Here is a 26306-nt window from a genome sequence, read left to right as displayed (position 1 = left end):
ATGAGGTCATCCCCCAAAATCACTGAACGAATGGGAGAGCTCGGGCGGAGGTTTTCCTGCATGCCTGTCGTACAGAAATGGTCAGAAGGACCGGCGGCACGGGCGCTTTTTGCTGCCGTACTGCTTGCTGCGATCATGCTCCCGTACTGGTGGCTTGCAGTCCAGTGGTCCGGGCAGGTCCTGCAATCGCCTGATGTGCAGTTCACATTTTCTGCCACGACATTTCTCCTTGTGCTGATCATCGCTGACAGTGCATTTCTGGTCCGGTATTACCAGCTTGTAAGGAAACGCGAACTGCTGGAAAAAACCGTGGAACTCCGGCGCAGCGAGGATGCGCTCCGGACAGCAAATAAAAAACTCAATCTGCTCTCGGGGATCACCCGGCACGATATCAGGAACCAGCTCATGGCACTCAAAGCGTATCTGCAGTTGAGTGAAGACGCTGTCGATAAGCCGGCAGAGCTTGCGGAATTTTTTGCAAAAGAGCAGAAGATCGCTGATACTATCGAACGCCAGATCAGTTTCACAAAGGACTACGAGGATATGGGGGTAAAATCCCCGTTATGGCAGAATGTTTCTGAGATCATAAGCACCGCCTCAAAGGACCAGCTGCCGGGGAATATCCGCATCGACGTAAAACGGCAGGACCTTGAGGTCTTTGCCGATCCCCTGCTGGTAAAGGTATTCTACAATCTCATTGAAAATGCCCTCAGGTATGGAGGTGATAATCTGACAACCATCAGCCTGGATGCACAGGAACAGGAGGACGGTTCACTTCTCATGATCTTTGAGGACGATGGTGTTGGCATCAGCCCTGAAGACCGGGCCGGGCTCTTTTCCAAAGGCCACGGGAAACACTCCGGCCTTGGTTTATTCCTCAGCAGGGAGATCCTCGCCATCACCGGGATCACGATCAATGAAAACGGGACTTTTGGAAAGGGCGCCCGGTTTGAGATCGTAATCCCCCGTGGCAATTTCCGGGTTATTAAAAAAATTCAATAACCGGAATTTTTTAATTTAAAATTTTTTTTAAAAAAAGCGCACCTCTCCTCCATTGTGGCCCGTGATGCTTTTGAAGAATTATTTATGCGATGAATTGCAATCCATACCCAGAGAGAGACGATGAGAGAAACGTCCGACCTGATCGATGAGATGCGTGCAGAGGCAAAAAAAGCCTGGCTGGTCGCAATTGCCGTCGGCTTCCCAGACGAGACAAAATTTGTTTTCAGTTCGCGGAGACACCCGCTCGAAGAGCTCAACCAGCTGGTGCAAAAGGGCGGTTCCCCGATAGGGCTGCTGCGGTTTGACAAGGAGAATACGTTAGTGCAGGGGTCGTACCGCCCGTTTGTGGAATATGAAAACGAGGAATGGGTACAGAAATATCTCGCCGGCCTCCTTGACAATATCGATCAGATCCTTGCCATGAGCCAGGAGACTTACACTTTCCCAAAGGCGTATTGATACTCCCCTTATTCACCCGATGATTTTTTTTAATAATTATTCTGTTACCCTTTCTGGTGCTCCCCCCTCCCTGTCTCTCCCCGCCGTTTTACCTCATTTCTTTATCCCATTCCCACACAATGTGGGAGAGAGTATTAGCCGGTAGAGGGGCAGGTAAGGATCGTTTTTTAAAAAAAAGTTATAACCGCTCCCTGCGCCCCGGATTCCTTCTTACACAACCAAAGTGCTAATGCAACCGGCGCATCAATAGTCATCAATGAACAATTCTGCCGGTAATGGTTCTTCTGCCGGGGATAGTCTGCTGATCGTCTCCATCTCCCTTGCTATTTTTATGTCCTCGCTTGACGGCACGATTGTCAATATCGCGCTGCCCGCCATCTCAGAGTCGTTTGGTATCTCTTCCAGTACCGTGAGCTGGGTTGCCACAGCCTACCTGCTGGTGATGGCAGGCTGCGTGCTGATTTTCGGGAAAGTGTCGGACATGATCGGGTTCAGGAAGATTTTCCTTTGGGGTTTTGTCATTTTTACTGTCGGATCCTTTGCCTGTGGTCTCCTGCCGGACCTATTCCATTCGTTTCTTATGCTTGTCGGTTCACGGGCATTCCAGGCAATCGGCGGAGCGATGATGACCGCAATTGCTCCCGCCATGGTCACCGCATACATCCCGATGGAAAAAAAAGGGAAAGCCATGGGCATCATCATGACCGTTGCCGCACTGGGGATGGCAATCGGCCCGACTATCGGCGGTGCGCTGACACAGTTTCTCTCATGGCACTGGATATTTTTCATCAATGTCCCCGTAGGAATTGTTGCCGTGCTCCTTGGTGCAAAGGTCATACCGGCACCGGGGAGCAGCCAGAGGATCGCCGGCTTTGACAGTACCGGTGCGGCACTGATATTCACCGGGCTTGCAGCCCTGCTTTTCTCTGTGTCAGAAGGTGACGCATTCGGCTGGACATCTCCCTGTATTGTCGGAGGGTTTGTGATCGCCGTCTTAACGCTCGGGGGGTTTGTCCGCCATGAACTCAAAACGGAAGACCCCCTGCTTGAATTGCGGCTCTTTTCTAACAAAAATTTCCTTGTGACAAACCTGATCATGGCGCTGATCTTTTTTAGCTTTGCAGGGGTCAACTACCTGCTCCCGTTTTACTTAAAATATGTGCAGGGGTATGACACGTCCACCACAGGGCTGATCCTGACAGCCCTGTCGTTTGCCATGATGGCTGGCGGCATCTGTGCCGGCATGCTCTATAACAAAACAGGGGGAAGGCCCCTCTGCATTGCCGCCGGGATCATCCTGGCCGCCGGATATTACATGATGATACACCTGCGCGTGAACACAACAACGGAATTTGTGATCCTGAGCCTGATTGTGATCGGCCTTGGTCTTGGCCTCCTTGTGACACCCATAGCCAATATGATCATGAACTCTGTTTCAAAAAAGTACCAGGGAATGGTCTCCAGCCTCACGAGCCTTGAGCGTTTTGCACCAATGACTCTGGGGATCGCCATATCAAACCTGATCTTTGTGCAGGGCATGGCAGTGATTGCAGCCCACCGGGGCATTACCCAGAGCACACCCCAGGCGATCCAATTGAAGGTGCTGACTGCCGGTTTTGACCTTGCATTTCTCTGGACATTTATCTTCGGGATCGTGATCCTCGCGCTGGCATGTATCGCACGGCAGGAAATCCATCCCGATTACCTCTCCGGGGATGATTCGGGCGACACGATGACGGGGATGATCTGAATAAAAAAATCAAGCAGGGGGATATCCCCCCTGCTTTCACCGGACCGTAGCGATTATAAAAAGAACGACTATCATGGAGCCCGGCATACAGTCACATGGTGATTGCCCCTGACAGACGGACAGGACTGCCTCCAGTGCGGGAAGTGCTGTGAGAAATGGGGCTGGGGCCAGAAGGGAATTGTCGAGGATATCCGGCCATGGATAGAAAACGGCCGCACCGATATCCTCCGGCATGTCCTCGTGCGGCTCCGGGATGGATCGCGCTGCACCGGGACAGCGATTGGTCTCAATGACCTGCCGCAGGTCACACGGATCGATTACTGGGTGGACGGGCACGGAAGGAAAATGCGACACTGCCCGTTCTTCTTCCGGGCAGATGACGGAAAGGTATGGTGCAGGATTCATGGCGCCAAACCGAAAGTGTGCACCAGTTTCACACCCTGGAACGAGCCCGTCCGTGACTATGCCCTGAACTGTCCCGCATGCCGGGACACAGCGCCGTGACAATGCACTTTTTTGGGGACTGGGAGAATACACCGGCCTGATACGCCCGTAAAATAAGAACCGGAACGGACTGGTTTTTATCCCTATTATACCATGAATGATCCTGAACAGTCACATTTCCAGGATCAGGATCACTGCCCTCAGGGTGATCTCAAATCGCCCGCAGCCCGCTGCCGGATTTTGTAAAGCTCGAACCACAGGATGCTTGCCACTCCTGCCCAGACACAGAGCGCCAGGTCGGCGGGATCGAGAACGCCAAACCCGAAGAGTTCCCGGAGTACCGGAACGTACAGCACGAGCAAGAGGCAGACAAGAGCCCCGGAAAAGACCCATAAAAGCGCCTTGTTGTACGAGCGCAGCGAAGACATGATTGTCTCCGACCATGAGCGGTTGGTGAGGATCAGGCAGAGGTTGGCAACAACGATGGTCGTGAAGGTCAGGGCCCGGACCTCGTCCTCTGAAAGGCCACGTGCACATGCGATGAGATAAATGGCGAGCACGACAGCGAGCACGACAAATCCCTGCAGGAGGCTGAGCACAAGCGTGCGCCGGGTAAAGAGCCCCTCGTCCTTTTTCCGGGGCGGGCGGTCCATGACGCCCCGCTCTTCTTTCTCGGCCTCAAAAACAACCGAGCAGGCCGGGTCGATGATCAGCTCAAGGAACACGATATGGACCGGAAGGAGTACAAGCGGCATGTTAAAGAGGACGGGGATAAGCGACATTCCGGCAATGGGAACATGGATGGAGAATATGTAGGCCATCGCTTTTTTTAAGTTGTCAAAGATCCGCCGGCCCAGCCGGACTGCTGAAACAATAGATGTGAAATTGTCATCCAGCAGGACAAGAGATGAGGCCTCGCGGGCAACATCGGTCCCCCTGCCGCCCATGGCAATGCCGATGTCTGCGGATTTCAGTGCCGGCGCATCATTCACGCCGTCGCCGGTCATCGCAACGACCTCCCCGTTCTCCTTTAAGGCATTGACAATCCGGAGTTTCTGCTCGGGAACGACCCGGGCAAAGACCGTAACGGAATTGATCCGCTTTCCCAGTTCATTGTCATCCATTGCATCCAGTTCGGGACCGGTGATGTACCGGGCACCGTCTGCAAGCCCGATCTGCCGGGCGATGTTCTGTGCAGTCAGCGGGTAGTCCCCGGTGATCATGATGACCCGGATACCTGCTGTATAGCATTCCCTGACCGCATCAGCGACCTGCGGGCGGACCGGGTCGGCAAAACCGGCAAGGCCAAGGAATTCAAAGACAAAATCGTGCTGTTCTTCAGGAAGGCCGGAGATCGAGAACGATGCCTTTGCAACACCAAGAACTCGGAGCCCGTCAGCAGCCATCAGGTTGACGGATTCCGAAAGTTCCTGTAAGGCAGCTGCATCGAGATGACAGAGATCCGCAATCGCTTCAGGTGCTCCTTTTGCAGCGATGATGTACTGGTTGCCACTGGGCGACCGCCAGACATTGGACATGGCAAGGAGCTCCGTGGAGAGAGGGTATTCCTGTACAAGGTTCCAGTTCGCATGGATATGCTCGGTCTTTCCGAAATCCCCGTCTTTGAGCTGGAGAAGTGCCTTCTCCATCGGGTCGAACGGGTCTTTCTTGCAGGCAAGGATGGCATATTCGGCAACTTCATGGCAGCTGTCCGGAACAGTATTCGAGGTCGTGGTGTCATGACCGCAGGTCTGCCCTCCGGCAAGTAATTTCGCCACAGACATCCGGTTCTCTGTGAGGGTGCCTGTCTTGTCAACACAAAGGACAGTAGCAGAACCCAGTGTCTCGATAGCGGGGATCTGCCGGGTGAGTACATTTCTCCGGGAGATCCGCCATGCTCCAAGGGCAAGAAAGATTGTGAGCACGACCGGGAACTCCTCGGGCAGGATCGCCATGGCAAGCGTGATACCGGCCAAAAATCCCCCGAGCCAGTTGAACCTGGTAAGACCGTACACGATCACAATGATCGCACACAGCGAGATCCCGGCAAGGGCAATCGTCCTGACAATCCGGTCTATCTCCATCTTCAGCCGGGTCTCGCCCCGTTCGACTGTCTGGAGGACGGTGCCGATCTTCCCCATCTCGGTGGCAGCACCCGTTGCGGTAATCTGCGCAAGGCCCTGGCCCAAAACGACGAGTGTGCCGGAGTATACAAAGGGCTGGTCATCCCCGCCCGGCCGCTCTGCATGGACACCCGTTCTTCCTGCGATTTTCCTGACCGGACCCGATTCTCCCGTCAGCAGGGATTCGTCAACCGACACATTGTTGGAAATGAGCAATATCCCGTCCGCCGGCACACGATCGCCCTCAGAGAGGATCACCGAATCGCCGGTCACAACATCCCGGCCGGGGACCCGTTTCTGCACCCCGTTCCGGATGACGAGGGCCCGGGGGCTCGAGAGGTTCCTGAGAGCCTCGAGAGCCCGTTCGGTCTTGCGTTCCTGCCAGACAGTGATGCCGATGATGACGATGACGAAGCTTAAAAGCATCATCCCTTCGGAAACGTCGCCGAGAATAAAATAGAGAAGCCCGCCTGCGACAAGGAGGAGGAACATCGGCTCGTGGACCACTTCAAAGACAATATGGAGAAAACCCCGTTTTTTCGCAGAGGGCAGCTCATTATATCCCCCGCGACGGAGTCGCTCTTCAGCCTCCTGATCAGAGAGGCCGGTAACTGAACTGATATCAAGAACTGGCATTATCCTGTTCCTTTCATAGACGTTTTTTAAGAGTTCATGCACAGGGGTCCGGCTGACTCATCGGCACCGGGCATGATTTGATAATAATCCGGAGAACCGGATCCGGAGATCATGATTCCACTTATGTCGGATTGTAAGTTCATAGGGTTTGCGATAGAAGCGGTGTTCCGGCCCATGAACCGGTGGCAGGACGGGCATGAATACATTATCACCACGCCGGTCCGGAACATGCCGGCAAAATGCGGGCCCGACCGATGAGATGATCCTTTTCACCCGGTCATCCGCATTCATTTTAATACAAGGTAAATGGCCAGGTAAAAAGGACAGGATCCGGTGAGGAGAATCACCGGTTGATATGCACAACTTTTGCCGGCGGGAACCCGTTGAAGAATGTTGACGAGGCGATCGTATAAGCGCCCATATTTTCAGAATATACAAGGTCGCCGATCTCAAGGTCCGGCAGCTCTGCGGAGAGGGTGATCGTATCAAAAGCGTCGCAGGTCGGCCCGAACACTGCTGATATCCTTGTCTTGCCGTCCTTAAACGACAACACCGGGTAATTCACATGGTCAAAGATCTGCCCGGAATACGTGTGATAGATACCGTCATTGATATAATAGCAGGGTTTCCCGTCGCGGAATGCCTTGCCGATCACTTTAGACACCAGCGAACAGGTATTGGCGACAAGGAACCTCCCGGGCTCGGCAAGGATCTGCATATCCGGAGGGAACAGCCGTTTGATCTCGGCATTCAGTTTTCTTGCAAGCGTTTTTATGGATTTTACATCGGGATGGTACTTTACCGGGAAACCGCCGCCGATATCCAGGATCCTGATCTTCTGCCCGGTACGGGTCTCGGTCTCTTTAATAATATCCGCAGACAGGTGCAGGGCCTGGATATAGTTCTCGAAATTGGTGCACTGGCTGCCGACATGGAAGCTTAAACCTTCCACAACAAGACCGAGTTCAAACGCTTTCACGATCAGGTCGACTGCTTCCCCGGGGTGCGCCCCGAACTTTGAGGAGAGCTCCACCATGGAACCGGTATTGGGGACTCTCAGCCGCAGGACAAGACCTGCGTGTGGGGCATGTTCCCTGATCTTTACAAGCTCAAAGCTGTTATCGAAAGTGACCAGCGGCTTGTACTGGTCAAGGGACTCCAGCGTCTCGATGGGTTTTATCGTATTGGCATAGATGATCTTGTCCCAGATCCAGTCCTGCCGTTCCTTGTCCGGCATATCCCGGATATTTTCCCACACGATCATGAACTCCGGCATGGACGCGACATCAAAACTGCAGCCCAGGGAAAAAAGCGTTTTCACAATCTCGGGGTTCGAGTTTGCCTTGACAGCATAGTAGACCTGCACATTGGGCATGTGCTCCCTGAACTCGTGGTAGTTCTCCCGGATCTTCTCGTGGTCTATGACAAAGAGGGGGGTCCCGTGCTCCGCTGCAAGACCCTGCAGCAGTTCCTTTCGTGCCAGGTCAATATGGGGGACCCCGCTGTCATGCCCCTCACTATTGGATCTCTTTTCTTTTGGTTTTGCAGCTATTGCCATTACATGAGTGACTCATTGCACAAATAAGAAGTTTTTGAATTGCCAGACATCGGTCCGGTCAAAAGCATTTTTCGGATTTTCCTTGAAATATACCACCCTGTTCTTTACAGGCGTCCAGTCTGACGGGCCGGACAGGAACTCACCAAGGTACGGTTTTGCAATATTTAGGACAAATTCGTGCGGGAGGTCATCCGGGAGGCAGAAACCTTTCCTCGGGTTGCCGATCATCCACATCACGGCGGAGACGACCCCCAGCGCGACCTGGATCGTGGTCGCATTCTGCCCGGGTGCAAGTCTTCGTGCTTCCTCGATCGGGAGGATGCTGCCGGTCCACCACGAATTGTACGGGTGGCCCATTAAAAGAGCGCCTAAAATATCAGAGCCGCTCACGATCTCCCGGTCGTTCATGATCCGGAGTTTAGGCTGGAGCTCGTAATTCCTGCCCCGCAGCTCGTGCAGTGACGCAATCGTTGCATCGCAGGGCATGTACGCGTAATTCACCGTTGGGCGGTAGATTGCCTTTCCGTCCTTCCAGACCGTCCACCGGTCCGAGATGCCGAATGCCTCCCCGTGCCGGATGACCATCCCCACGATCTCCTGGTGCGGGATCCATGACCGGACCCAGGTATTGATCCCCATGCGGGCGAGCATGATTCCGTTCTTTGGCCCTGCGGGAGGTACATGGGCCTGTTCAGGCAGCTCTTTTTCATGAGTGCCCCATCCGATCTCTGCCGGGGCGGTCCCTTCCTCCAGCAGCCCTTCGATACACCATGTACCCACAAACTCGTCAACCTTTTTTGGCGACCGCGAGATCTGGGTGTCCCTTTCGGAGCAGTGGATCACTTTTATGCCGGTCTCCATGGCAAGCCCGGCAAAGTCCTCCGCCTGGATCAGATTATTCATCCTATTCGGGTCCGGTGCGATCCCGTCATAAATCATCCGTTCTGCAATATCCACAAGCCCGTGCTTGGCAAAATGGGAGATCAGGCCGGGATTGGCGCCATGGTCGACCACGCATGTGGTGGTATCCTTCCAGTCTTTGGTGAGCTCGCGGAGCTTCATCTGCCGGAAGTACAGGGACTTCTCGTACGGGCTCGCCGTAAACCTTTCGCCCTGCGGGTCCCATGCTTCAACCGAGGTGTTCACGTACAGGACGTCATGGTCATGACACCACTGCACGATCGCACAGCAGTCAATGTTCCATGCAAGGTCGATCAGCAGCCCTCCCGGTGAAAGGTAATCGGAGAGTATCCGGTCGAGATTTTTAGGAGACACTTTCCTCTTGAAAAACCTGAGCCCCTGCGAGGTCCATGCCTTGAGGTCCGTTGATTTTTCCTTGAAATCGATGATCGTGATCATTTCAAGCGGGATGTTTACGTGCCGCAGCAAGATTGGGAGCATACACTTGGACACGGCACCATACCCGATGATCAACACCTTGTTTTTGAATTCCATGAAAAGACTCCCGGTTTTTTTATTGTTACGTACAATCCGTTCTCGTAACCTGATGCTTAATTTTGTTCATGTTACATGATAAAATGATGAGGAAAACCGGGTCCGTGAATAGTTATTGCTTGAGACCTCTCATACTTCGTATCCGGTCCAAAGTCAGAAGCAGTGCGATATGCCAGAAGAAACTATTTCTTGCACAAAGAAATAACGCTAGAAAACCAGAGGATGACAAAAGTGAGTGGTTGATATGGCAGATCCGGTCATTACGGAATATGCGGGGACAAAACGGGGATCAATCTTCAGGTACTACCAGTATGGCAGCGGCGGTGTGCGGGTACTGGATGAGAGAAAAATCCTCCGCCGTCTCTATCTTTTTGACCATGCATCGGATATGATGACGGAACGCGACCCTGCACGGCAGGAGAAGGTCGTAAGAAGGTTTTTGTTCGACCGGTACGGGATGCTCGAAGAGACGTTTTCGTTCGGGCAGTCGCCACGGACATTCCGGTACGAGAACGGCGGGCAGCAGATTGCGGTCCGGGAGGGGGGACAGTACGGGGCAGTCGGCAAGACCTTCACGTTTGAGGGTACCGGTATTTCGGAGACCGCCTGGGGGCGCCACGGCGAGATCGAGAGGGTCTATATATTTGAGCCAACCCGCGACACCATCACCGAACGGGCAGGCGGGTGGTACGGCACGGTTGACCGGACACTCGTGTTTGAGGGGATCGATGCTTCGGTGTTCCGTGAACCGGAAGCCTTCCTGCAGTTTTATGTATTTACCGAACAGCATGAGGGGGAAGCGGACGCAGGCCGACGGGGGATACCTGAAGACACCGGCCGGAGAGAGGGGGCTCCCCTGATGGCCCGCAGCAGGTTTGCGTTTACAGGAAAACGGCACTCCTCATCAGATACCCGGCCCGGATCAGGTGATGAAACCCGGCTGGATTTCATCCCGGATGGTGATACCGTCCCAAAGGATACTCCCCGTCAGGATCCCTCCCGGAAAAAAAGCAGTGAGATCTCCTTTGCCGAACGGTTGGGAGAAAGAAAGACCTGATAACGGACACCCCCGCACGCAACCATTTTTTCCTGGTACCCAAAAAAACAAAGTCATCGCCGGTCTTTTTACCCCAAATTTTTATTACCCTGGAAATATTCCCGATTATCTGAGGAACTCATTGAACCCAATGAGAGCGTCTCAATACAAGGGGTTTCAATAAGGCCCCTTAACCCTTGAACCGGATACTTAATTCATACCAGTCCAATAGTAATATGGTGATTTTATTGTCCCGGCGGGCTGCTGACATGTTATTCCAGGCGATGTATACACTGACTGACCTCAGGGTCCTGCTACGGGAGACCGCTCCGCTCCACAAGTTTGACGATGAGCAGAAGGCACAGGTGCAGCGCCTCCTGGACAACCTCGAACGGCAGGTCGCATCGCTTAAACAGGAGATGCAGAAATGAGGTGCGGTGCCGGCATCGAAGCCCGGATGGTCGACGAGCTTGCGATCAACATCGACCCGATACAGGCCGGGGGAAGGCTGACGGCGGACGCGATGAAAGCGGTGATCGCGTACGGCGACGGGTACTCGGTCTGCGATAACTGCCGCAAGCCCAACCGTCTGGATTATATCAGCAAACCGCCGATCGCGGAGTTCCATAAGGATATCGCGGTATGGCTGAACATGGACGCAGCCCGTGTCGTGCCCGGTGCACGCCGGGGGTTCCAGGCAGTCGCCCACACGTACGTGCACAAAGGCGATCCCGTCCTGCTCACATCCCTGTCTCATTATACCGGATTCCTCGCAGTGGAGGGGGCGGGGGGTATCGCGTGCGAGATCCCGGCAGACGACCGGCAAATCGTGACAGCGGACGCTGCAGCGCACAAGATTGAGGAAGTCCGTAAGCAGCACGGGCGGCTCCCCGTCCTTGCCTTTATCGACCATGTGGATTACCAGTACGGCAATGTCCATGAAGTGCAGGCAATAGCAAAGGTCGCGCACCAGTATGACATCCCCGTGCTGTATAACGGTGCATACACGGTCGGGATCATGCCGGTAGATGGCAAAAGCCTGGGCGCTGACTTTGTGATCGGTTCCGGGCACAAGAGCATGGCGGCACCTGCGCCATCCGGAGTACTTGCATGCACCGCGGAACGTGCCAAAGAAGTGTTCCGCACGACAATGATCGCCGGGGATGTGACCGGCAGGAAATTTGGGATCAAGGAACCTGAGATGATGGGGTGCACGCTGATGGGCGTTACCCTTGTCGGCATGATGGCGTCATTCCCCCATGTGAAGGAGCGGGTGAAGCATTTTGGACGCGAATTGGAAAACGCGGCGGTTGTCATCGACGCACTCCGTTCCATTGAAGGGACACGCGTGCTGTCAGAATATCCACGGAAACACGCCCTCACCCGTGTGGATACGACCGCATCGTTTGACACGGTTGCACAGACGCATAAAAAACGCGGGTTCTTTTTCTCCGGTGCACTGTCAGAGAGAGGCGTCACCGGGATCATTCCCGGCGCAACACGCGTCTGGAAATACAATACCTATGGTATGACACAGCGGCAGGCACAGTACGTCGCAGCAGTGTTTATAGGGATTGCACAGGAGAACGGGCTGAAGGTCACCTGACCGTTCCTGTATACTCCCAACACCTCATTTTTGCCATCTTTTTTTACCGGGAACGGTTGCACTGATTTTATCAGCAAGCAGCGAGATAGGATTCGGTTAATCCGGCATATTCTGCGCATGCAGACACAAGCGGGGCAAAAGCATGTTTGAACATTATGACCTGACCAAAACGACCGATGACAAGACCTTTGAGAAGTCCATTGAACCTCTCCAGCAGCAGCTTGGCGTCCTGCAGCGTTCCCTTCGCGACCATAAGATTCCGACCATCATCGTAGTCGAGGGGTGGAATGCATCCGGGATCACGATGGTCATCAACGAACTCATCCATTTCCTCGATCCCCGTGGCTTTTCCATGCACTCGATCGGTTCCCCAAATGATGAAGAGCGTGCACGCCCGCTTCTCTGGCGCTTCCAGGTGCGGACACCCGCCAAGGGACGGATTGCAATCTTTGCAAGGAGCTGGTACAGCCGGGCCCTTGCAGAAAAGATGTCGGGGATCGACTGGAAGAATGGCATGAAACGCTCAATCTCATCGATCAACAGTTACGAACGGCATCTCTCGGACGACGGGGCTATTGTCATAAAATTTTTCCTGCATATAAGCAAGGAAGAGCAGAAAAAACGGCTTAATGAACGGGAGAACGATCCCCTGACTTCGTGGATGATCACCCGCGGGGATTGGGACTTCCACCACCATTACGACAATTACCTGCCCATCATCGAACAGTTCATTCAGGGCACGGATTTTCCCAATGCACCATGGACAATCGTGGAAGCGACCGATAAGAACCATACAATCTTAAAAGTTTATTCAACAGTCATCAAAACGCTTGAAAAGCACCTCCCCTCAAAAAATTCCCACGGAAAAAAAGAGAAAGAGGAGGATATCATAAAGCCAAAAAAGACCGGTTTCAAACGAAAGTCTGCAGCACCCGTCTCTTTATCAAAGGCTGAATACCAGGCGGATCTGTTGAAGTATCAGGAAAAGATCCGTGATCTCCAGTATTCCCTGTACAAACGCAAGATCCCCCTCATAATCGTGTATGAGGGTTGGGATGCTGCCGGGAAAGGAGGCAATATAATGCGGCTTGTACGGCACATGAACCCCCGGGGTTATGATGTCGTCCCGATTGGGCCCCCCGACCAGACAGAACTTGATCATCACTACCTCTGGCGTTTTTATACGAGATTCCCGAACAACGGACATATCACGGTCTTTGACCGCAGCTGGTACGGCCGGGTGCTTGTGGAGCGTGTTGAAGGATTCTGCAAACCCCATGAATGGAAGCGGGCGTATAACGAGATCAACGAGATGGAGGAGGTCTATGTCGGGAGCGGGGGGGGGCTTGTGAAGTTCTGGCTCGAGATCTCAAAGGATGAGCAGCTTGACCGTTTCAACCAGCGGCAGAACGACCCGCTCAAGCAGTGGAAGATTACCGATGAGGACTGGAGGAACCGGAAGAAATGGGACGAATACGAGGAGGCGTTAGACGAGATGCTCGCACGCACCAGTACCCAGCTTGCCCCGTGGACTGTTGTCGAATCGGATGACAAACAGTACGCGAGGGTAAAGACGCTCCGGACCGTCACCGACTATATCGAAGAGTGGTTGTTACGATAAATCCTTTTTAATTAAAGATGCAATCCGTACTAAAGTTGGACCAGCCTGCCTGCATTGCGGGATTACCCATATTCCGTATTCCCTTTTAGGTACCCGTCATTAAAAGATAAACGCATTTTGCTCTGCATGTCCGTCCGTGGTTTGTTTCCCACCATAATCCGAGGGACCTACCCCCGTATTCCTGTTTTTACATATTAGACCTGAAATCTTATGATAAGGAGGGGCTTGCACCGGCGCGCACCGTTGTATTTAACATATTTCCCCACAAATAACCCATAACAGTTTCGTAATGCGAGCGTTGTTTGCTGATGAAATTCGACTGGACTGAACTAAGTTTTTCCGGAATATCTGAACGGATCTGGAGGATATTTCTCTTTACTATAACAGCGCTGCTGGTTTTTTTCACGTATTACTGTGTTTCCCGGGGAATAACCACAATTTTCATGCACCTGTATTATTTCCCAATCATCATATTCGCCTACCGGTACCAGAAAAAAGGGGTTTTGTGTTCAGCATTACTGGGAGTGTCCTACGTCCTGATGGTGGTGTATTTTAATCCCCTGAATGGTTCTGAAATCATTGGTGCAGTCGAACGTTTTATCACATTTATGGGGGTTGCGCTGATCATTGCGTACCTCTCAATACACCTTAAAAGGAAACAATCTGAGATCCAGAGGCTCAGCCAGTTCCAGGAAAATATCATTTCCAATGCATTGGTATGGCTGACGGTGCTTGATTCAAAGGGGACGATCCTGGTCTGGAACAAGGCTGCTGAAGATATCAGCGGGTACTTGGCCGGCGAAGTTGTGGGAAAAAACTCCATCTGGAAGCAGCTGTATCCCGACATGTTGTACCGGAAAAATATTACCGGTACCATCAGGAGGATCATCAATGAGAACAAATACTTCGAACATTTCGAATCGGTTATCCTCACAAAAAAAGGTGATCTCAGGATAATCTCGTGGAACACCCGTGCGATCCCCTCCGAACAGGGTGTTTTGCCCAGTTTTGTCGCGATCGGGACAGACATCACCGAACGAAAACAGGCTGAAGATGCATTAAAAGAGAGCGAGGCGCGCTACAGCGCACTGTTCTATCATAACAACACCGTTTCCCTGCTCATCGACCCGGATACCGGGATGATAGTCGATGCAAACTCTGCCGCCTGCACCTATTACGGATACACCCGCGAACAGCTGACCGGCATGCGGATCTTCGATCTCAACCGGCTCCCCGCAGAAAAAGTGCTCCGGGACCTGTCCGTTGCAAAAAATGAGAAGGAGCGGCATTTCTTCTCAAATCACTTCCTTGCCAGCGGGGAACGCCGGAACGTTGAGATCTTCTCCGGCCCCATCACCGTCAGGGGCAAGCCGCTCTTTTATTCGATCATCCATGACATTACGGACCGGAAGAAGGCCGAGGCGGCATTAAAAGAGTCTGAACACCAGCTTGCCGAGATCATCGATCACCTGCCGGATGCGACGCTCGTTATCGATCGGGCGGGAAAGGTCGTTGCATGGAATAAGGCGATCGAAGAGATGACCGGTGTTAAGGCACAGGATATGGTGGGAAAGGGAAACTATGAATACGCACTCCCCTTTTACGGGACAAGAAGACCTATCCTTGTCGACCTTATATTTGAATCAGACGAGGTGCTGGAGCGGAAATATTACAATATTATCCAGAGATACGGGGACCTGATCATTGCGGAAACAGACCTGCCACAGCCGCTCGGGAGAGTCAGGACCTTATGGGGAAAGGCAAGCCCCCTCTATGATGAAAAGGGAAACAAGACCGGGGCTATCGAGACGATCCGGGATGTCACGGAACGTAAAAAAGCCGAGGACAGGCTCCGCTCCTTCAATGAGGAACTGGAACGGGGAATTGCAGAACGCACCGCCAAGATCAATGCGTCCCTGCAGGAAAAAGTCGTGCTCCTGCGAGAGATCCATCATCGCGTCAAAAATAACCTCCAGATAGTCATCAGCCTCTTAAACCTCCAGACACGGCAGATTGATGATGAGAATGTAAAAAAGATGCTCCAGGAAAGCCAGAACCGGATCAAAGTCATGGCACTGGTGCACGAGAAGCTGTACCGTTCCGAAGATCTTTCCCATATCATCCTTTCAGAATACATCCGCAATCTGGTGACGATCCTCCTTGATTATTACGTCCTTGACCGGGGCCTGGTCACTGCAAAAATCGAGATGAAGGACATCACCTTGAATATTGACACCGCCATCCCCATCGGCCTTATGGTCAATGAACTGATCTCAAACTCACTAAAACATGCATTTCCCGAAGGAAGAAAAGGCGAGATTGAAATTTCAATAAAAAAAACAGAACGCCAGCTCACGATCATATACAAGGATAACGGGGTGGGAATCCCGGAGGGTTTTGACTGGCGTAATGCCCCGTCGCTGGGACTCCGGCTGGTGATTTCCCTTGTAGAGCAGCTCTCGGGTACCATCGGACTGGACCGGGCCAAAGGAACAATGTTTACAATAATTGTAAAAGAAAAATAACCGTTCTCATCCAGCGACCAGGTCCTGCAATCATTGACCGGCGTTTTATTAGTCCGGCACAGCACTCCAGCAGGAATTTTTTATAAAACAGGAAACCCGCGATATAATCCGGCATCCTTTGCACACTGGATCGCGTAACGGAACTCCCTGCCCGTCACCGGTCTTTTCAGGCTGTGGAATGCGGGTTGCCGGTCTGCAATGTGCACAGCATGCCACGCGGGACGGTACTGTGCCATGATATTGACGTACGAATCCCGCGAGATCCCGTCTGCAATAAATTTCAGGACAATTTCGCTGTCAGCAAGATTACCCGGCAGGACAAGATGGCGGATGATCATCCCCCTTGCCGCAACACCCTGCTCAACCACGAGGTCTCCGACCTGCCGGTGCATCTCCCTTAGGGCCGATTTCATGACCGGTACATAATCAGGGGCATGGGAGAGCGCAAGGGCAATCTCATCCCTCCCGTATTTTGCATCCGGCATGTAAATGTCAACTACCCCGTCAAGAAGTCTGATCGTGTCCACGGAGTCATATCCCCCGGAATTATAAACGAGCGGGATGCGGAGCCCCTGTGCTGCAGCGACGCTTACGGCATCGAGGATCTGCGGCACGACATGCGAAGGCGTGACAATGTTGATGTTATGGCATCCCTGCCGCTGCAATGAGAGCATCATTGCCCCAAGATCTCCGGGAGTTGTTTCCTGCCCGTGCCCGCACTGGCTGATGGTATAGTTCTGGCAATACTCGCATGCAAGGTTACAGTGAGATATAAAGATCGTGCCGGAACCCCTTCGCCCGACAAGTTCCGGCTCCTCGCCGAAATGCGGCCCGAAACTTGTTACCTGCGCCCGCATACCTGTTTTGCAAAAACCCGTTTCCCCCTCGGAGCGGTTCACCCGGCACCCGCGGGGGCAGACCGTGCACTCCTGCAGGAGTGCTGATGCTTTCTCTCTCCGGTCTTCCAGTTCACCGGTTGCGAGCAGTCTGAGGTATCGGGGCTGATGCTCTGAAGGCGGCATCGGGATCGCTGTATGAGAATCTCGTTTTAGAGATGTAAGGGTTGTTGTTAAAAACCGGTTATGATATCCCGTCTCAAAGGATTGTCCCGTTTTTTGCAATGATAATTTCCGGTCCCTTTACTGCGCAGGCAACAAGAGACTCCATATCCATTTTTTCCTCGCAAGCCCGGATCTCTTCAGACATGGCAGCAGTCGCCGGCATTCTCGGGACTGCCCGGCACGCAAGATCTTTTGGATGGGCATCGAACGTCCCGATCCGGCGGGCGATGTCGATTGTTTCCTGCTTGTCATACGTGATGAGGGGGCGAAGCACCGGAACAGTTGCTGCGTCCGAAATGACAACAACGTTGGGGAGCGTCTGGGAGGCGACCTGCCCGAGGCTGTCGCCGGTAACAAGCGCAAGGGCGTGCTGCTTTGGGACAATGACGCTGCCTGCCCGCATCATGAACCGTTTGCAGATCACGCACCGGTTACGGGGCGGGATCCGGTGCTCCTCCATCGCATCATAGAGCGGTTCGCTGTCAAACACGAGCATCGGGAGGGCAAAGCCCCGGCACCAGAGCGAAAGCCGCCGGTGGTTCTCAACCGCAGCCTCTTTAACGTCCGGGCCTGCCCAACGCCCGGCATCCATGTGCAGGTGCGTCACTTCGCACCCGCGCTTCATTGAAAGCCACGATGCAACAGGCGAATCAATACCAGATGAGAGCAGGACGCAGACCCTGCCCTGCGTGCCGAGCGGGAGTCCTCCGGGCGCTTCAATCCGCCGGTCATACACAAACCCCCCGAAGTCCCGTGCCTCGATAAAAATTTCATAATCGGGGTGCGAGAGGTCGACACGGGCACCGGCAATGTGGCCGGATACCACCCTGCCGATCACCTCCCCCATCTGCTGGCTGGTGTACCCAAAAACCCCCTGCCGTTTTGCCCTAATGGCAAAGCTCATCCCCGGTTTCAGGTTTCCTTCTGCAGTATCAATGGCTGCGGAGCAGAGGTCGTCAAGGCTGTTTGTCGTCCGGGTGCAGACGCTCACATCGACTACCCCGAAGACCCGGCAGACGACAGACGCAATCCGTTCGGGGTCATCGCCCGGCACCAGCATCCTGCCCCGGAAAAGGTCAAATTTATGAGGGAGCCCTTCGGAGTCCAGCGCCTTTTTGATATTGCGCATCAGAAGGCCGATAAAATGGCGTTTGACCGGCTCACTTTTCAAAAACAGCTCGCCGTACCTCACCATCACGCATTTCACAGATCAGCACCTCATAAAAGATTTCGTCACAGATCATTGACTGTTGTTTAAGATAACAGTTGGGTGGTAATGAACAGGAAAAAAGGCAGTTCTTTATCTTAAAAAACCTCTTCCATTGTTCAGCCCGGTAACAAAAATACTTTAATTTGAGAGGGAAACATGTGTACTGAAATGGCAAAAAAGGATAGCAAAAAGGCACCAGAACCCGAACCGCTCAAGTTATTTTATATTTTTTACAACCAGGAGCGCTGGGACAACTGGTTAAAGACACTCAAAGAGTCCAGTTTTGAAGTCGATCCAAAGAGCGATGAGATGCCCGAAGGGTTCCGGGTGCTCGACAGCTTCTCGGTTGATATCACCCTTGAAGTGTTAAAGATCATCAGGCTGTTCCAGAACAAGCGTTTTTCAAAAGAAGAAGCGCTGGACAATCTCGGCAAGGTTGAACTGATCGTGATGGGATCTGCACCTGACCAAGACCTTGGGGAGATCATCGAGATCCTCCAGCTCCCCAAACTCGTGATGTTTGCCTCCTGCAGGAAATATCTTGAAGGAAAGTATGACAAAGATATCAAGACACTCGTGAAAAAAGGCAAAGACTTAATCGAGAAAGACATGGAACAGGCACTCGATGTCGCGGCAAATATCGGCGCCAGCGTCCTGGACGGGGCGGCATGCTGCGGGAAATATGTCAAAGACGATATTGAAAACCCCACCCTGTTTGACGAGTGGTTAATCGAGTGCGAGCGGATGAGCGAGGCGATGGCATCGCTCAAGAACTTCGACGAGAGTGTCGGGGACGAGGATTGATCGCTGACCGGGCACGGCTCCGCGTCGCAAAAAGGATTGAACGGCTCGCCGGGTACCGGTTATCCGACCGGGCATTTAACGGCACGATGCTCGAGACGCTCACCTCTGGCATCAACTATGATTCTTTTGATTTTGCAGTACGGGAACAGCTCCTTGCTTTTTTCAATGATTTCCTGCGCTGTGACTGCCGGGACTCCCCTCTCTGCGGGTGCCCGGAAAAAAAGTTTGCACTAAAAGTCCTGGAACTGCGCGAGAACGGCCTAGACCACCGGCAGATCGCCTCTTTTTTGGCAGACGAATACGGCATCGAGATCTTCCCCGCAGACATCCTCTCTTTCCTTGAAGACACCGTGCACGTCCTTGAAGCGATCTCGGACATCTCGCGGCTGAAAGGCCGGCAGGAACTCGCAAAAAAGACCGGTGACCATATCCGGCTCATCGAGAGATGAACGGTTCCTGATCATTATTGAACTGTCTGTCTGACGGGTAATTTACCGCCCATTTGTTCCTGCCCTGCCTGCAGGGATTTTATTACCCTTCCTGTGCAACATCAACCATATTAACACGCATCCTGCACCGTGTACGGTACAAGGATCGGGAAAAGATCCCGGAACCGGGAATGCGGATATGATAGGAGAATCAATAAAAAAATGATGGCGATGATCGGCTGATGGTCTGGGAAAGCGTTCCTGTCGTCCTCCTGCTCGTGCTTTCAGGCGCGATGACATCGCTCTTTGCGCTGGTCTTCTGGAGGACCCGTGCATCAATGAAAGGCGCAGTCCCGCTTGTCATCATCCTTACGGCAGCAGCGTTCTGGTCTTGGAGTGCTGCTGCCATGTACTGGAGCAATACTGCATTTTTCCTGGCACTCGGGAACATCGTGGAAAATGCGGCGATTGCCATCATCCCGGTCGCATTCGTGCAGTTTTCCCTGCAGTTTACCGGAAAGGACTCCGAGGGCGGAACAATCAGCCGCTGGTTGTTACTCATCATACCGTTAATCATGGCAGCCCTGCTCATTGCAGCGGCGGTAGTGCCGGCTGTCATACCCGGTCTTCCCACGCCGTTTTCCCTCTCGCTTCCGTACGGTTCTGCCTCCATTGCCGTATTCTGGATATATTTTACCTCATGGTCGCTGTTAATCATGGCCGGGTTCGCGTTCATCCTCCAGCACTACCAGTCCGTATACGGGGTGTTTCGCGGCCAGCTCGCCTGCCTGCTGATTGCAGCGTTTCCCCCTCTCTTTACCCATATCGGATATATGTTCCAGGTCTACCCTTTCGACATCATCAACCTCGCACCGATCACAGGTACGATTTCCGTCGTCGCCCTCTCTGCCGGCATCGACCAGTTCAGGCTCTTTGACCTTAGCCCGATCGAATGCGGTGCCGCTCTCCGGCAGATACCCTCCGGTATTGTACTGCTTGATGCACAAGGGAGGGTTATCGAGATCAACCCGGCAGCACTCCAGATTCTCGGGGACGCGGACCGGGATATTATTGGCATGGGAATCCACGATATCCTGCCAGCCCATGAACTCCCGCCACGGTATGAGAATGGGGCTGCCAGCGGGCACCGCCAAACCCTCAGGCGGGAACAGGCCGGTGCTGTTCATTACATTGATCTCCACTGCATCCCCCTCACCCCGGCCCGGAACGTCCGCCACGGGTATGTCATCCTGCTTTCCGATATCACCGACCAGCACCTCACCGACCAGTCGCTTGCAATGGCGCGAAAGAAGATCAACTTTTTGACCGGCATCACCCGCCATGACATCCTCAACCAGCTCACCATCATCGTGATGCACAATGAACTGCTCAGGGAGGCAGTCGGTGAACCGTCACTTGTAAAATCATTGCGCGAACAGGAGAAGGCTGCGTCAACGATCAGCCGCCAGATCGCGTTCACGAAAGACTATGAGAAACTCGGGGAGAACCTGCCGCAGTGGCTCGATGTTAAAACCATATTCTCAAAACACCAGGAAGACCTCGGGCACGATTACATTATCTACTCCGTTCAGGTTGAGGGACTTGAAGTGTTCGGGGACCCGCTGGTGGACCGGGTATTTTCAAACCTGCTCGAAAATTCCCTGCGGTATGGAGAGAAAGTTACCTCCATCAGGCTGCACTATGATCAGACTCCGGAAGGGCTGACCATCATCTACGAGGATAACGGTACCGGGATCAAAAAGGAGGAAAAGGAGAAGATATTCCGGAGGGGGTCCGGGAAACGGAGTGGCTTTGGGCTTTTTTTCTCCCGCGAGATCCTCAGCCTCACCGGCATCACGATGAAGGAGACCGGGGAACCGGGGAAAGGAGCACGGTTCGAGATCTTGATACCGGCAGGGATGTTCCGGTTCCGGTCCAATAACAATGGGTCGGGTGCACCGGAAGTATCCCGGATGTAAGGGCTGCCATAATCCTTCAGCACGGAAATCCGGAAAAATTGTCCTGCATAAAAACGATGCGGGCGAGGATTCGCGAACATGACAGAAGCGCCTCTCGTCTCGTGAGGTTTGCCCGAGTTACCGGGCGTCCGCGACGACCTCTCGCGGGCCGACCGCACACGACTGTTCACTTCACTTGAGGAGAACCTGGTCCGATGGCATCATCATCATCCTCACGTTTGACGGCACCGCCATGTTTGCCCATGAGCAGGCAGCCTGGGCAGTACCATTATCGCAGCGATCAGCTATTAAGAGGTCATGACATGGAGGAGATCGTGCCCGGTTGCTGGAGTGAAGGTATTTTCGGCATTTCCATAAAGATAAGAAGGCCGGATAGCATGGATTAGATGCCGGAATAATCCGGAACGGTAAAAAAACCTGGAACCGCCACTTCCGTTGTCAAATACCTGCACAAAACTTTTATTAAGCAGGTATTCCACCATTAACTATAACGCAGGGCATTTATCCGACGGGGTCTTGCAATCCCTTCTTACAATCCTAGCGCCCCGTGAAGGAATTTCAACCCATGGAACTGCTCATTGATCCCATAACGCTGCTCAATCTCATCCTCTGTATCGTAATCGTGATCTTAAGCATTATCGGGTACGTGAAGATACGCTCGGCAACCCCGCTCTTCATCGGCACCGCCTTCTTCTTATTCGGGATATCGCATGCAGCGACCCTTCTTGGCTTAAAAACCGCCCTTGATCTGGAGCTGATCGTGGTCCGGACATTCGGGTACATCGCCATCTGCATCGGGTTGTTCCTGATTATCCGTGATATCATGCTCCGTATGAGAACCGCAGACGAACTCAAAACGGTACGGGAAGGGCTTGAGCACCGCGTGGAAGAACGTGTCGAGGAAATTACATGGGCAAACGAGGCACTCCGCGAGAGTGAGGAGAAGTACCGCACTGTCTTTGAGAATACCGGCACCGCGACGGTTGTCGTGGAAGAGAGCAACATTATCAGCCTCGCCAATGCGGAGTTCGCAAAACTGAGTGGCTTTTCCAAAGATGATATAGAGGGAAAAAAGAGCTGGACCGAATTTGTGGTCAAAGAGGACCTGGATCGGATGCTCGCCCAGCACCGGTTGCGCAGGCAGAACCGGGAGAAGGCACTCACCCACTACGAGTTCCAATTTGTCACAAAATCCGGGGATATCCGCGCTGTCTATCTCTCTATCGATGTCATTCCAGGAACGAGAAAGAGCGTAGCCTCCCTCCTGGATATTACCGAGCGCAAACGGGCAGAGGAGATGCTTAAAAAGAGAGAAGAAGATCTTGAAGCAGCCTATGAGGAGATCGCGGCAACCAAGGAGGAGCTGTGGCAAAACTATGATGAACTCAGTAAAAAAGAACAGGCGCTGCGGGGGAGTGAGAGAAAATACCGGGATTTGGTTGAGTTATTGCCGCAGACGGTTTTTGAACTTGATGAACAGGGAATCGTTACAACCGCCAACTCAATTGCATTGAAATCCTTTGGCTATTCAAAGGAGGACTTGGAGAATGGGCTGAATGCCTTTGATGTAATCGCTCCCGAAGATCGGGATCGGGCCAGGGAAAACGTGCAGAGAGTCTTGAACGGAGAGATCCCCGGGGGTATTGAGTACACGGCATTGAGAAAAGACGGGAGCACGTTCCCCGTTATCATCTATACCGATGCAATTATTCGGGAAAATAAACCGGCAGGAGTAAGAGGTGTTCTTCTGATAGATATCACCGAGCGCAAACGGGCAGAGGAGGCACTGCGTGCCGCATATGAGAACGCGAAAGAACTGTCGTTCATCGTCAATCACAGTCCTGCGGTTGCCTGGCTCTGGAAGGCGGAACCGGGATGGCCGGTGGAATACGTGTCTGACAATATTGGCAGTTTCGGCTATACACCGGATGAGTTTACCGGCGGCCGGATTGCATACGCGTCCATTATATTTGAAGACGATCTGCCGCGCATTAGTGCTGAAGTCGAACGGTACACGCAAGAAGGGCGCAGCGAGTTCTCCCAGGAATATCGGATCGTCACGAAGTCCGGGGATATCCGCTGGGTTTATGACTGGACATGGGTGCGGCGGGATGAGGATGGAACGGTCACCCACTATCAGGGCATAACGCTGGACAACACTGACCGGAAACTGGCCGAGGAATGGCTGAAAAAATTCAGCGAGGAACTGGAAGCGAAGGTTGCCGAACGTACCGAGGCGCTGAATAAGTCCCTGCACGAGAAAGAGATCCTGTTAAAGGAGATTCACCACCGGGTGAAAAATAACCTCCAGATTGTCGCAAGCCTCTTAAACCTCCAGTCCCGCCAGATCACCGATCCGGCAACGCTTGCAATGATCAGGGAGAGCCAGAACCGGATCAAGGCGATGGCGCTCGTCCACGAGCGGCTCTACCGATCTGAGGATATCTCCAGCATCGATGTATCGGATTATGTACGGTTCATGGGTACAAACCTGTTCAATTTCTATGGTGTCACGCCGGCAACGGTTCGCTTGACGGTTGACATCTCGGATATACGGGTGGACATCAACCGTGCGATCCCGCTCGGGCTGATTATCAACGAGCTCCTCTCAAACTCGCTCAAGTATGCATTTCCTTCTGGCAGGAAGGGCACAATTGCCGTAACCGGGAAAAAAGATGATGGTACAATCCGTATCATCGTGCAGGATGACGGTGCCGGCATCCCGGAATCGCTGGACTGGAAGAAGACCGAATCACTTGGGCTGCGGCTCGTCAACAGCCTGACCGAGCAGCTGCAGGGCACAATAGAACTTGACCGGACGGTGGGGACGAAGTTTACGATTGTCGTGAAGGAAAAGGGATGACAACTTGGCAATGGATTAAAGGGTCAGCTCCAAAGGGATGGAATGATGGCCGAGAATGGCAGACTCCCCTTTGAGAGAATAATACCGTGCCGTCGTTATGCTGATGAGCTGTCGACCGATTAGCCAGAAGATCGCCGCCCCGCTCCGTATGCTTCGCACAGCTTCACCGTGCTTGCACCTGCTGCGCGGACCGGCTCCTCTTCTCCAGCAATTATGCATAAATCAATAACGCACAAACCCGTATCTTGAAATCAGGAATTGGGAATAAAAGCACGGAGAATAGAACCGATGGACAACCTAGCTGCACTCATACGGCAAGGCGAAGGCGAGAATATCGAATTCAAGGAGCAGTGGAACGACCACGGCCTTGAAGCACTTGCCTCATTCGTCAATACCAAAGGCGGGACACTCCTTATCGGGGTGAGGGATAATGGAACCATCATCGGCTGGACCGGCGATGACCGGGCACAGCAGGTCATCATCAACCAGATTGTCGAGATCCTCCGTGTCCAGCCAGTGGTTTCCGTCCAGCAGCACCAGGATCAGCCCGTGCTTGTTATTGAAGTAAAGCCCGGTACAACCCTTGCCACATGCCGGGGCAGGTATTTTCAGCGGGTCGGCAACACCACCCGCGAGATCCCGTCAGAGCAGCTCGGGCGTTACTTCATCACAAAACTTGGTGTTCAATGGGACAGCATTACTGACAACTATACGCTTGAGCAGATCGATCCCGCAGCAATCAAACGCTTCCTCGAACTTGCAAAGAACCGGCTCCCTTTTGCCCGCGATGATGAATCTGCTCTGAACCTCCTTCAGAAACTGGAATTAATCCGGGACGGCAAAATTACCCGTGGCGCGATACTGTTGTTCGGGAAAAACCCGCAGGCATCGTTCACCTCTGCCCAGATTCATATGGGCAGGTTCAAGGACGCTATTACCATCATCGATGATAAAATTCTGAAAGGCAACCTTTTCGCGCAGGTCGATGCAGCAGTGCAACTCTTCCAGCAATATATTCAGGTCCGGTATGAATTCGGTGAAAAACCGGAAAAAACGGAGCCGCTGTCTGCAATGCAGCGAACCGAGATCTGGGATTACCCCATCAAAGCCCTGCGTGAAGCGGTGATCAACGCGCTCATCCACCGTGACTATTTCCAGACCGGCTCCGAGATTCAGATCCGCGTCTATGATGACCGTATAGTCATTACGAATCCCGGGGGCCTCCAGGAGGGGATGACGGTCGATGAACTCCGACAGGAAGGGCATCGTTCACTGCCACGGAATACACTGCTCGCCCAGGTCTTTTATTACGGTGAATTGCTGGAGAAGTGGGGCACGGGAACAAGCCGTATGATCACCCTCTGTCACAACCACGGAATTCCCGAACCGGAGTTTTCTGCACATCCAGATTGGTTCAGCGTGACCTTCGCCAAAACTTTCTACACGGATGAACGGCTCCTCGCACTGGGACTTTCCGACCGGCAGGTTCAGGCCGTGCGGTATGTCAGGGAGCAGGGCGTAATCACGAATAAAGCGTACCGGGAACTTACCGGTGCAATTGATCGGACAGCTCTCCGGGACCTGAATGATCTTTGCACGAGAGGTATTTTCTTAAAACGGGATAAGAAGGGCAGGGCTACGGAGTATGTTCTTGTGAAAAAGAATCCCGACAATCCCGACATTAGCCCGACATAATCCCGACAATCCCGACATTTTCTGACGGTTGTTGAATTCCCCTGTTTTAAA

21 protein-coding genes are annotated in these 26306 nt (G+C 53.1%); 15 read left to right on the top strand and 6 right to left on the bottom strand.

Translation table 11 applies throughout. The features are described 5' to 3' along the window. Positions 1 to 30 precede the first annotated feature (30 nt). The 4 genes from OS112_04100 to OS112_04085 all read left to right on the top strand — a co-directional run bounded on the left by OS112_04100 (position 31) and on the right by OS112_04085 (position 3715). Entirely contained in the window at positions 31 to 1002 is a 972-nt protein-coding gene (locus OS112_04100; protein WAC05816.1) for a HAMP domain-containing sensor histidine kinase, read from the top strand. Positions 1003 to 1122: 120 nt separating this feature from the next. Beyond that, entirely contained in the window at positions 1123 to 1461 is a 339-nt protein-coding gene (locus OS112_04095; GenBank protein WAC05815.1) for a hypothetical protein, read from the top strand. A gap of 256 nt (positions 1462 to 1717) precedes the next feature. Next, positions 1718 to 3211: an MFS transporter gene (locus OS112_04090; GenBank protein WAC05814.1), complete on the top strand. Its 1494-nt coding sequence runs from the start codon at positions 1718 to 1720 to the stop codon at positions 3209 to 3211. Between the two features lie 102 nt (positions 3212 to 3313). Further along, positions 3314 to 3715 (top strand): YkgJ family cysteine cluster protein, encoded by a 402-nt coding sequence (locus OS112_04085; GenBank protein ID WAC05813.1) that lies wholly within the window; start codon positions 3314 to 3316, stop codon positions 3713 to 3715. Positions 3716 to 3855: 140 nt separating this feature from the next. Here OS112_04085 and OS112_04080 read toward each other — a convergent pair whose 3' ends face one another. Then, positions 3856 to 6414, bottom strand: coding sequence for a cation-translocating P-type ATPase (locus OS112_04080; protein ID WAC05812.1), 2559 nt, complete (start codon positions 6412 to 6414; stop codon positions 3856 to 3858). 123 nt (positions 6415 to 6537) lie between these two features. Between OS112_04080 and OS112_04075 the strand changes: the two genes are divergently transcribed. Continuing rightward, entirely contained in the window at positions 6538 to 6672 is a 135-nt protein-coding gene (locus OS112_04075; GenBank protein WAC05811.1) for a hypothetical protein, read from the top strand. 85 nt (positions 6673 to 6757) lie between these two features. On the opposite strand, the gene OS112_04070 is transcribed toward OS112_04075, so the two are convergent. Continuing rightward, positions 6758 to 7972, bottom strand: coding sequence for a type III PLP-dependent enzyme (locus tag OS112_04070; GenBank protein WAC05810.1), 1215 nt, complete (start codon positions 7970 to 7972; stop codon positions 6758 to 6760). A gap of 12 nt (positions 7973 to 7984) precedes the next feature. Then, entirely contained in the window at positions 7985 to 9427 is a 1443-nt protein-coding gene (locus tag OS112_04065) for a saccharopine dehydrogenase NADP-binding domain-containing protein (protein ID WAC05809.1), read from the bottom strand. Between the two features lie 244 nt (positions 9428 to 9671). Here OS112_04065 and OS112_04060 point away from each other — a divergent pair, with 244 nt between their 5' ends. From OS112_04060 to OS112_04040, 5 genes are all read left to right on the top strand, one after another. Continuing rightward, positions 9672 to 10484 (top strand): hypothetical protein, encoded by an 813-nt coding sequence (locus tag OS112_04060; protein ID WAC05808.1) that lies wholly within the window; start codon positions 9672 to 9674, stop codon positions 10482 to 10484. A gap of 215 nt (positions 10485 to 10699) precedes the next feature. Then, the gene (locus OS112_04055; protein ID WAC05807.1) at positions 10700 to 10894 is read left to right on the top strand and encodes a hypothetical protein; all 195 of its coding nucleotides are present in this window, start codon (positions 10700 to 10702) and stop codon (positions 10892 to 10894) included. Then, on the top strand, positions 10891 to 12069 hold the full coding sequence (gene pscS / locus OS112_04050; GenBank protein WAC05806.1) for an O-phospho-L-seryl-tRNA:Cys-tRNA synthase: 1179 nt from the start codon (positions 10891 to 10893) through the stop codon (positions 12067 to 12069). Before OS112_04055 ends, pscS begins: the two co-directional genes overlap by 4 nt. A gap of 142 nt (positions 12070 to 12211) precedes the next feature. Beyond that, positions 12212 to 13690 carry a polyphosphate:AMP phosphotransferase gene (gene pap, locus OS112_04045; protein WAC05805.1) on the top strand — a complete coding sequence of 493 codons (1479 nt, stop codon included), beginning with the start codon at positions 12212 to 12214 and terminating at the stop codon, positions 13688 to 13690. 308 nt (positions 13691 to 13998) lie between these two features. Continuing rightward, positions 13999 to 16215, top strand: coding sequence for a PAS domain S-box protein (locus tag OS112_04040; GenBank protein ID WAC05804.1), 2217 nt, complete (start codon positions 13999 to 14001; stop codon positions 16213 to 16215). A gap of 80 nt (positions 16216 to 16295) precedes the next feature. On the opposite strand, the gene OS112_04035 is transcribed toward OS112_04040, so the two are convergent. Together OS112_04035 and thiI are read right to left on the bottom strand one after the other, a co-directional pair. Continuing rightward, complete coding sequence (locus OS112_04035; GenBank protein ID WAC05803.1) at positions 16296 to 17237, bottom strand: radical SAM protein; 942 nt, start codon at positions 17235 to 17237, stop codon at positions 16296 to 16298. A 73-nt stretch (positions 17238 to 17310) separates the two neighbouring features. After that, a complete protein-coding gene (gene thiI / locus OS112_04030; GenBank protein WAC05802.1) occupies positions 17311 to 18483 on the bottom strand; it encodes a tRNA 4-thiouridine(8) synthase ThiI in 1173 nt (390 codons plus the stop codon). Between the two features lie 171 nt (positions 18484 to 18654). On the opposite strand from thiI, the gene OS112_04025 reads away from it, so the two are divergent. The 4 genes from OS112_04025 (at position 18655) to OS112_04010 (ending at position 24560) form a co-directional block, all read left to right on the top strand. Beyond that, complete coding sequence (locus OS112_04025) at positions 18655 to 19290, top strand: DUF2150 family protein (protein WAC05801.1); 636 nt, start codon at positions 18655 to 18657, stop codon at positions 19288 to 19290. Then, positions 19287 to 19739, top strand: a complete 453-nt coding sequence (locus OS112_04020; protein ID WAC05800.1) for a DUF5814 domain-containing protein — start codon at positions 19287 to 19289, stop codon at positions 19737 to 19739. The genes OS112_04025 and OS112_04020 overlap by 4 nt, the downstream gene beginning before the upstream one ends. Positions 19740 to 19960: 221 nt before the next feature. After that, on the top strand, positions 19961 to 21697 hold the full coding sequence (locus OS112_04015; GenBank protein ID WAC05799.1) for an ATP-binding protein: 1737 nt from the start codon (positions 19961 to 19963) through the stop codon (positions 21695 to 21697). Between the two features lie 565 nt (positions 21698 to 22262). Beyond that, positions 22263 to 24560: a PAS domain S-box protein gene (locus OS112_04010; GenBank protein WAC05798.1), complete on the top strand. Its 2298-nt coding sequence runs from the start codon at positions 22263 to 22265 to the stop codon at positions 24558 to 24560. A gap of 15 nt (positions 24561 to 24575) precedes the next feature. On the opposite strand, the gene OS112_04005 is transcribed toward OS112_04010, so the two are convergent. After that, a complete protein-coding gene (locus OS112_04005; protein WAC05797.1) occupies positions 24576 to 24719 on the bottom strand; it encodes a hypothetical protein in 144 nt (47 codons plus the stop codon). A gap of 129 nt (positions 24720 to 24848) precedes the next feature. Here OS112_04005 and OS112_04000 point away from each other — a divergent pair, with 129 nt between their 5' ends. Further along, complete coding sequence (locus OS112_04000; GenBank protein ID WAC05796.1) at positions 24849 to 26255, top strand: helix-turn-helix domain-containing protein; 1407 nt, start codon at positions 24849 to 24851, stop codon at positions 26253 to 26255. Positions 26256 to 26306 lie beyond the last annotated feature (51 nt).

The sequence above is a fragment of the Methanoregula sp. genome (genome assembly GCA_026625165.1).
Taxonomy (GTDB): Archaea; Halobacteriota; Methanomicrobia; order Methanomicrobiales; family Methanospirillaceae; genus MVRE01.
The sequence above is the reverse complement of the archived record's forward strand: the minus strand, read 5'-3'. Positions and strand labels throughout refer to the sequence as shown.

What these genes read in the sequence shown, in the direction of transcription:
- OS112_04035 (WAC05803.1), bottom strand. Translation starts at nt 17,237, where the DNA reads ATGCCGCCTTCAGAGCATCAGCCCCGATACCTCAGACTGCTCGCAACC.
- OS112_04010 (WAC05798.1), top strand. Translation starts at nt 22,263, where the DNA reads ATGGAACTGCTCATTGATCCCATAACGCTGCTCAATCTCATCCTCTGT.
- OS112_04090 (WAC05814.1), top strand. Translation starts at nt 1,718, where the DNA reads ATGAACAATTCTGCCGGTAATGGTTCTTCTGCCGGGGATAGTCTGCTG.
- OS112_04100 (WAC05816.1), top strand. Translation starts at nt 31, where the DNA reads ATGGGAGAGCTCGGGCGGAGGTTTTCCTGCATGCCTGTCGTACAGAAA.
- OS112_04070 (WAC05810.1), bottom strand. Translation starts at nt 7,972, where the DNA reads ATGGCAATAGCTGCAAAACCAAAAGAAAAGAGATCCAATAGTGAGGGG.
- OS112_04015 (WAC05799.1), top strand. Translation starts at nt 19,961, where the DNA reads ATGGTCTGGGAAAGCGTTCCTGTCGTCCTCCTGCTCGTGCTTTCAGGC.
- pscS (WAC05806.1), top strand. Translation starts at nt 10,891, where the DNA reads ATGAGGTGCGGTGCCGGCATCGAAGCCCGGATGGTCGACGAGCTTGCG.
- OS112_04060 (WAC05808.1), top strand. Translation starts at nt 9,672, where the DNA reads ATGGCAGATCCGGTCATTACGGAATATGCGGGGACAAAACGGGGATCA.
- OS112_04075 (WAC05811.1), top strand. Translation starts at nt 6,538, where the DNA reads ATGTCGGATTGTAAGTTCATAGGGTTTGCGATAGAAGCGGTGTTCCGG.
- OS112_04095 (WAC05815.1), top strand. Translation starts at nt 1,123, where the DNA reads ATGAGAGAAACGTCCGACCTGATCGATGAGATGCGTGCAGAGGCAAAA.
- OS112_04000 (WAC05796.1), top strand. Translation starts at nt 24,849, where the DNA reads ATGGACAACCTAGCTGCACTCATACGGCAAGGCGAAGGCGAGAATATC.
- OS112_04065 (WAC05809.1), bottom strand. Translation starts at nt 9,427, where the DNA reads ATGGAATTCAAAAACAAGGTGTTGATCATCGGGTATGGTGCCGTGTCC.
- OS112_04025 (WAC05801.1), top strand. Translation starts at nt 18,655, where the DNA reads ATGGCAAAAAAGGATAGCAAAAAGGCACCAGAACCCGAACCGCTCAAG.
- OS112_04040 (WAC05804.1), top strand. Translation starts at nt 13,999, where the DNA reads ATGAAATTCGACTGGACTGAACTAAGTTTTTCCGGAATATCTGAACGG.
- OS112_04055 (WAC05807.1), top strand. Translation starts at nt 10,700, where the DNA reads ATGGTGATTTTATTGTCCCGGCGGGCTGCTGACATGTTATTCCAGGCG.
- OS112_04080 (WAC05812.1), bottom strand. Translation starts at nt 6,414, where the DNA reads ATGCCAGTTCTTGATATCAGTTCAGTTACCGGCCTCTCTGATCAGGAG.
- pap (WAC05805.1), top strand. Translation starts at nt 12,212, where the DNA reads ATGTTTGAACATTATGACCTGACCAAAACGACCGATGACAAGACCTTT.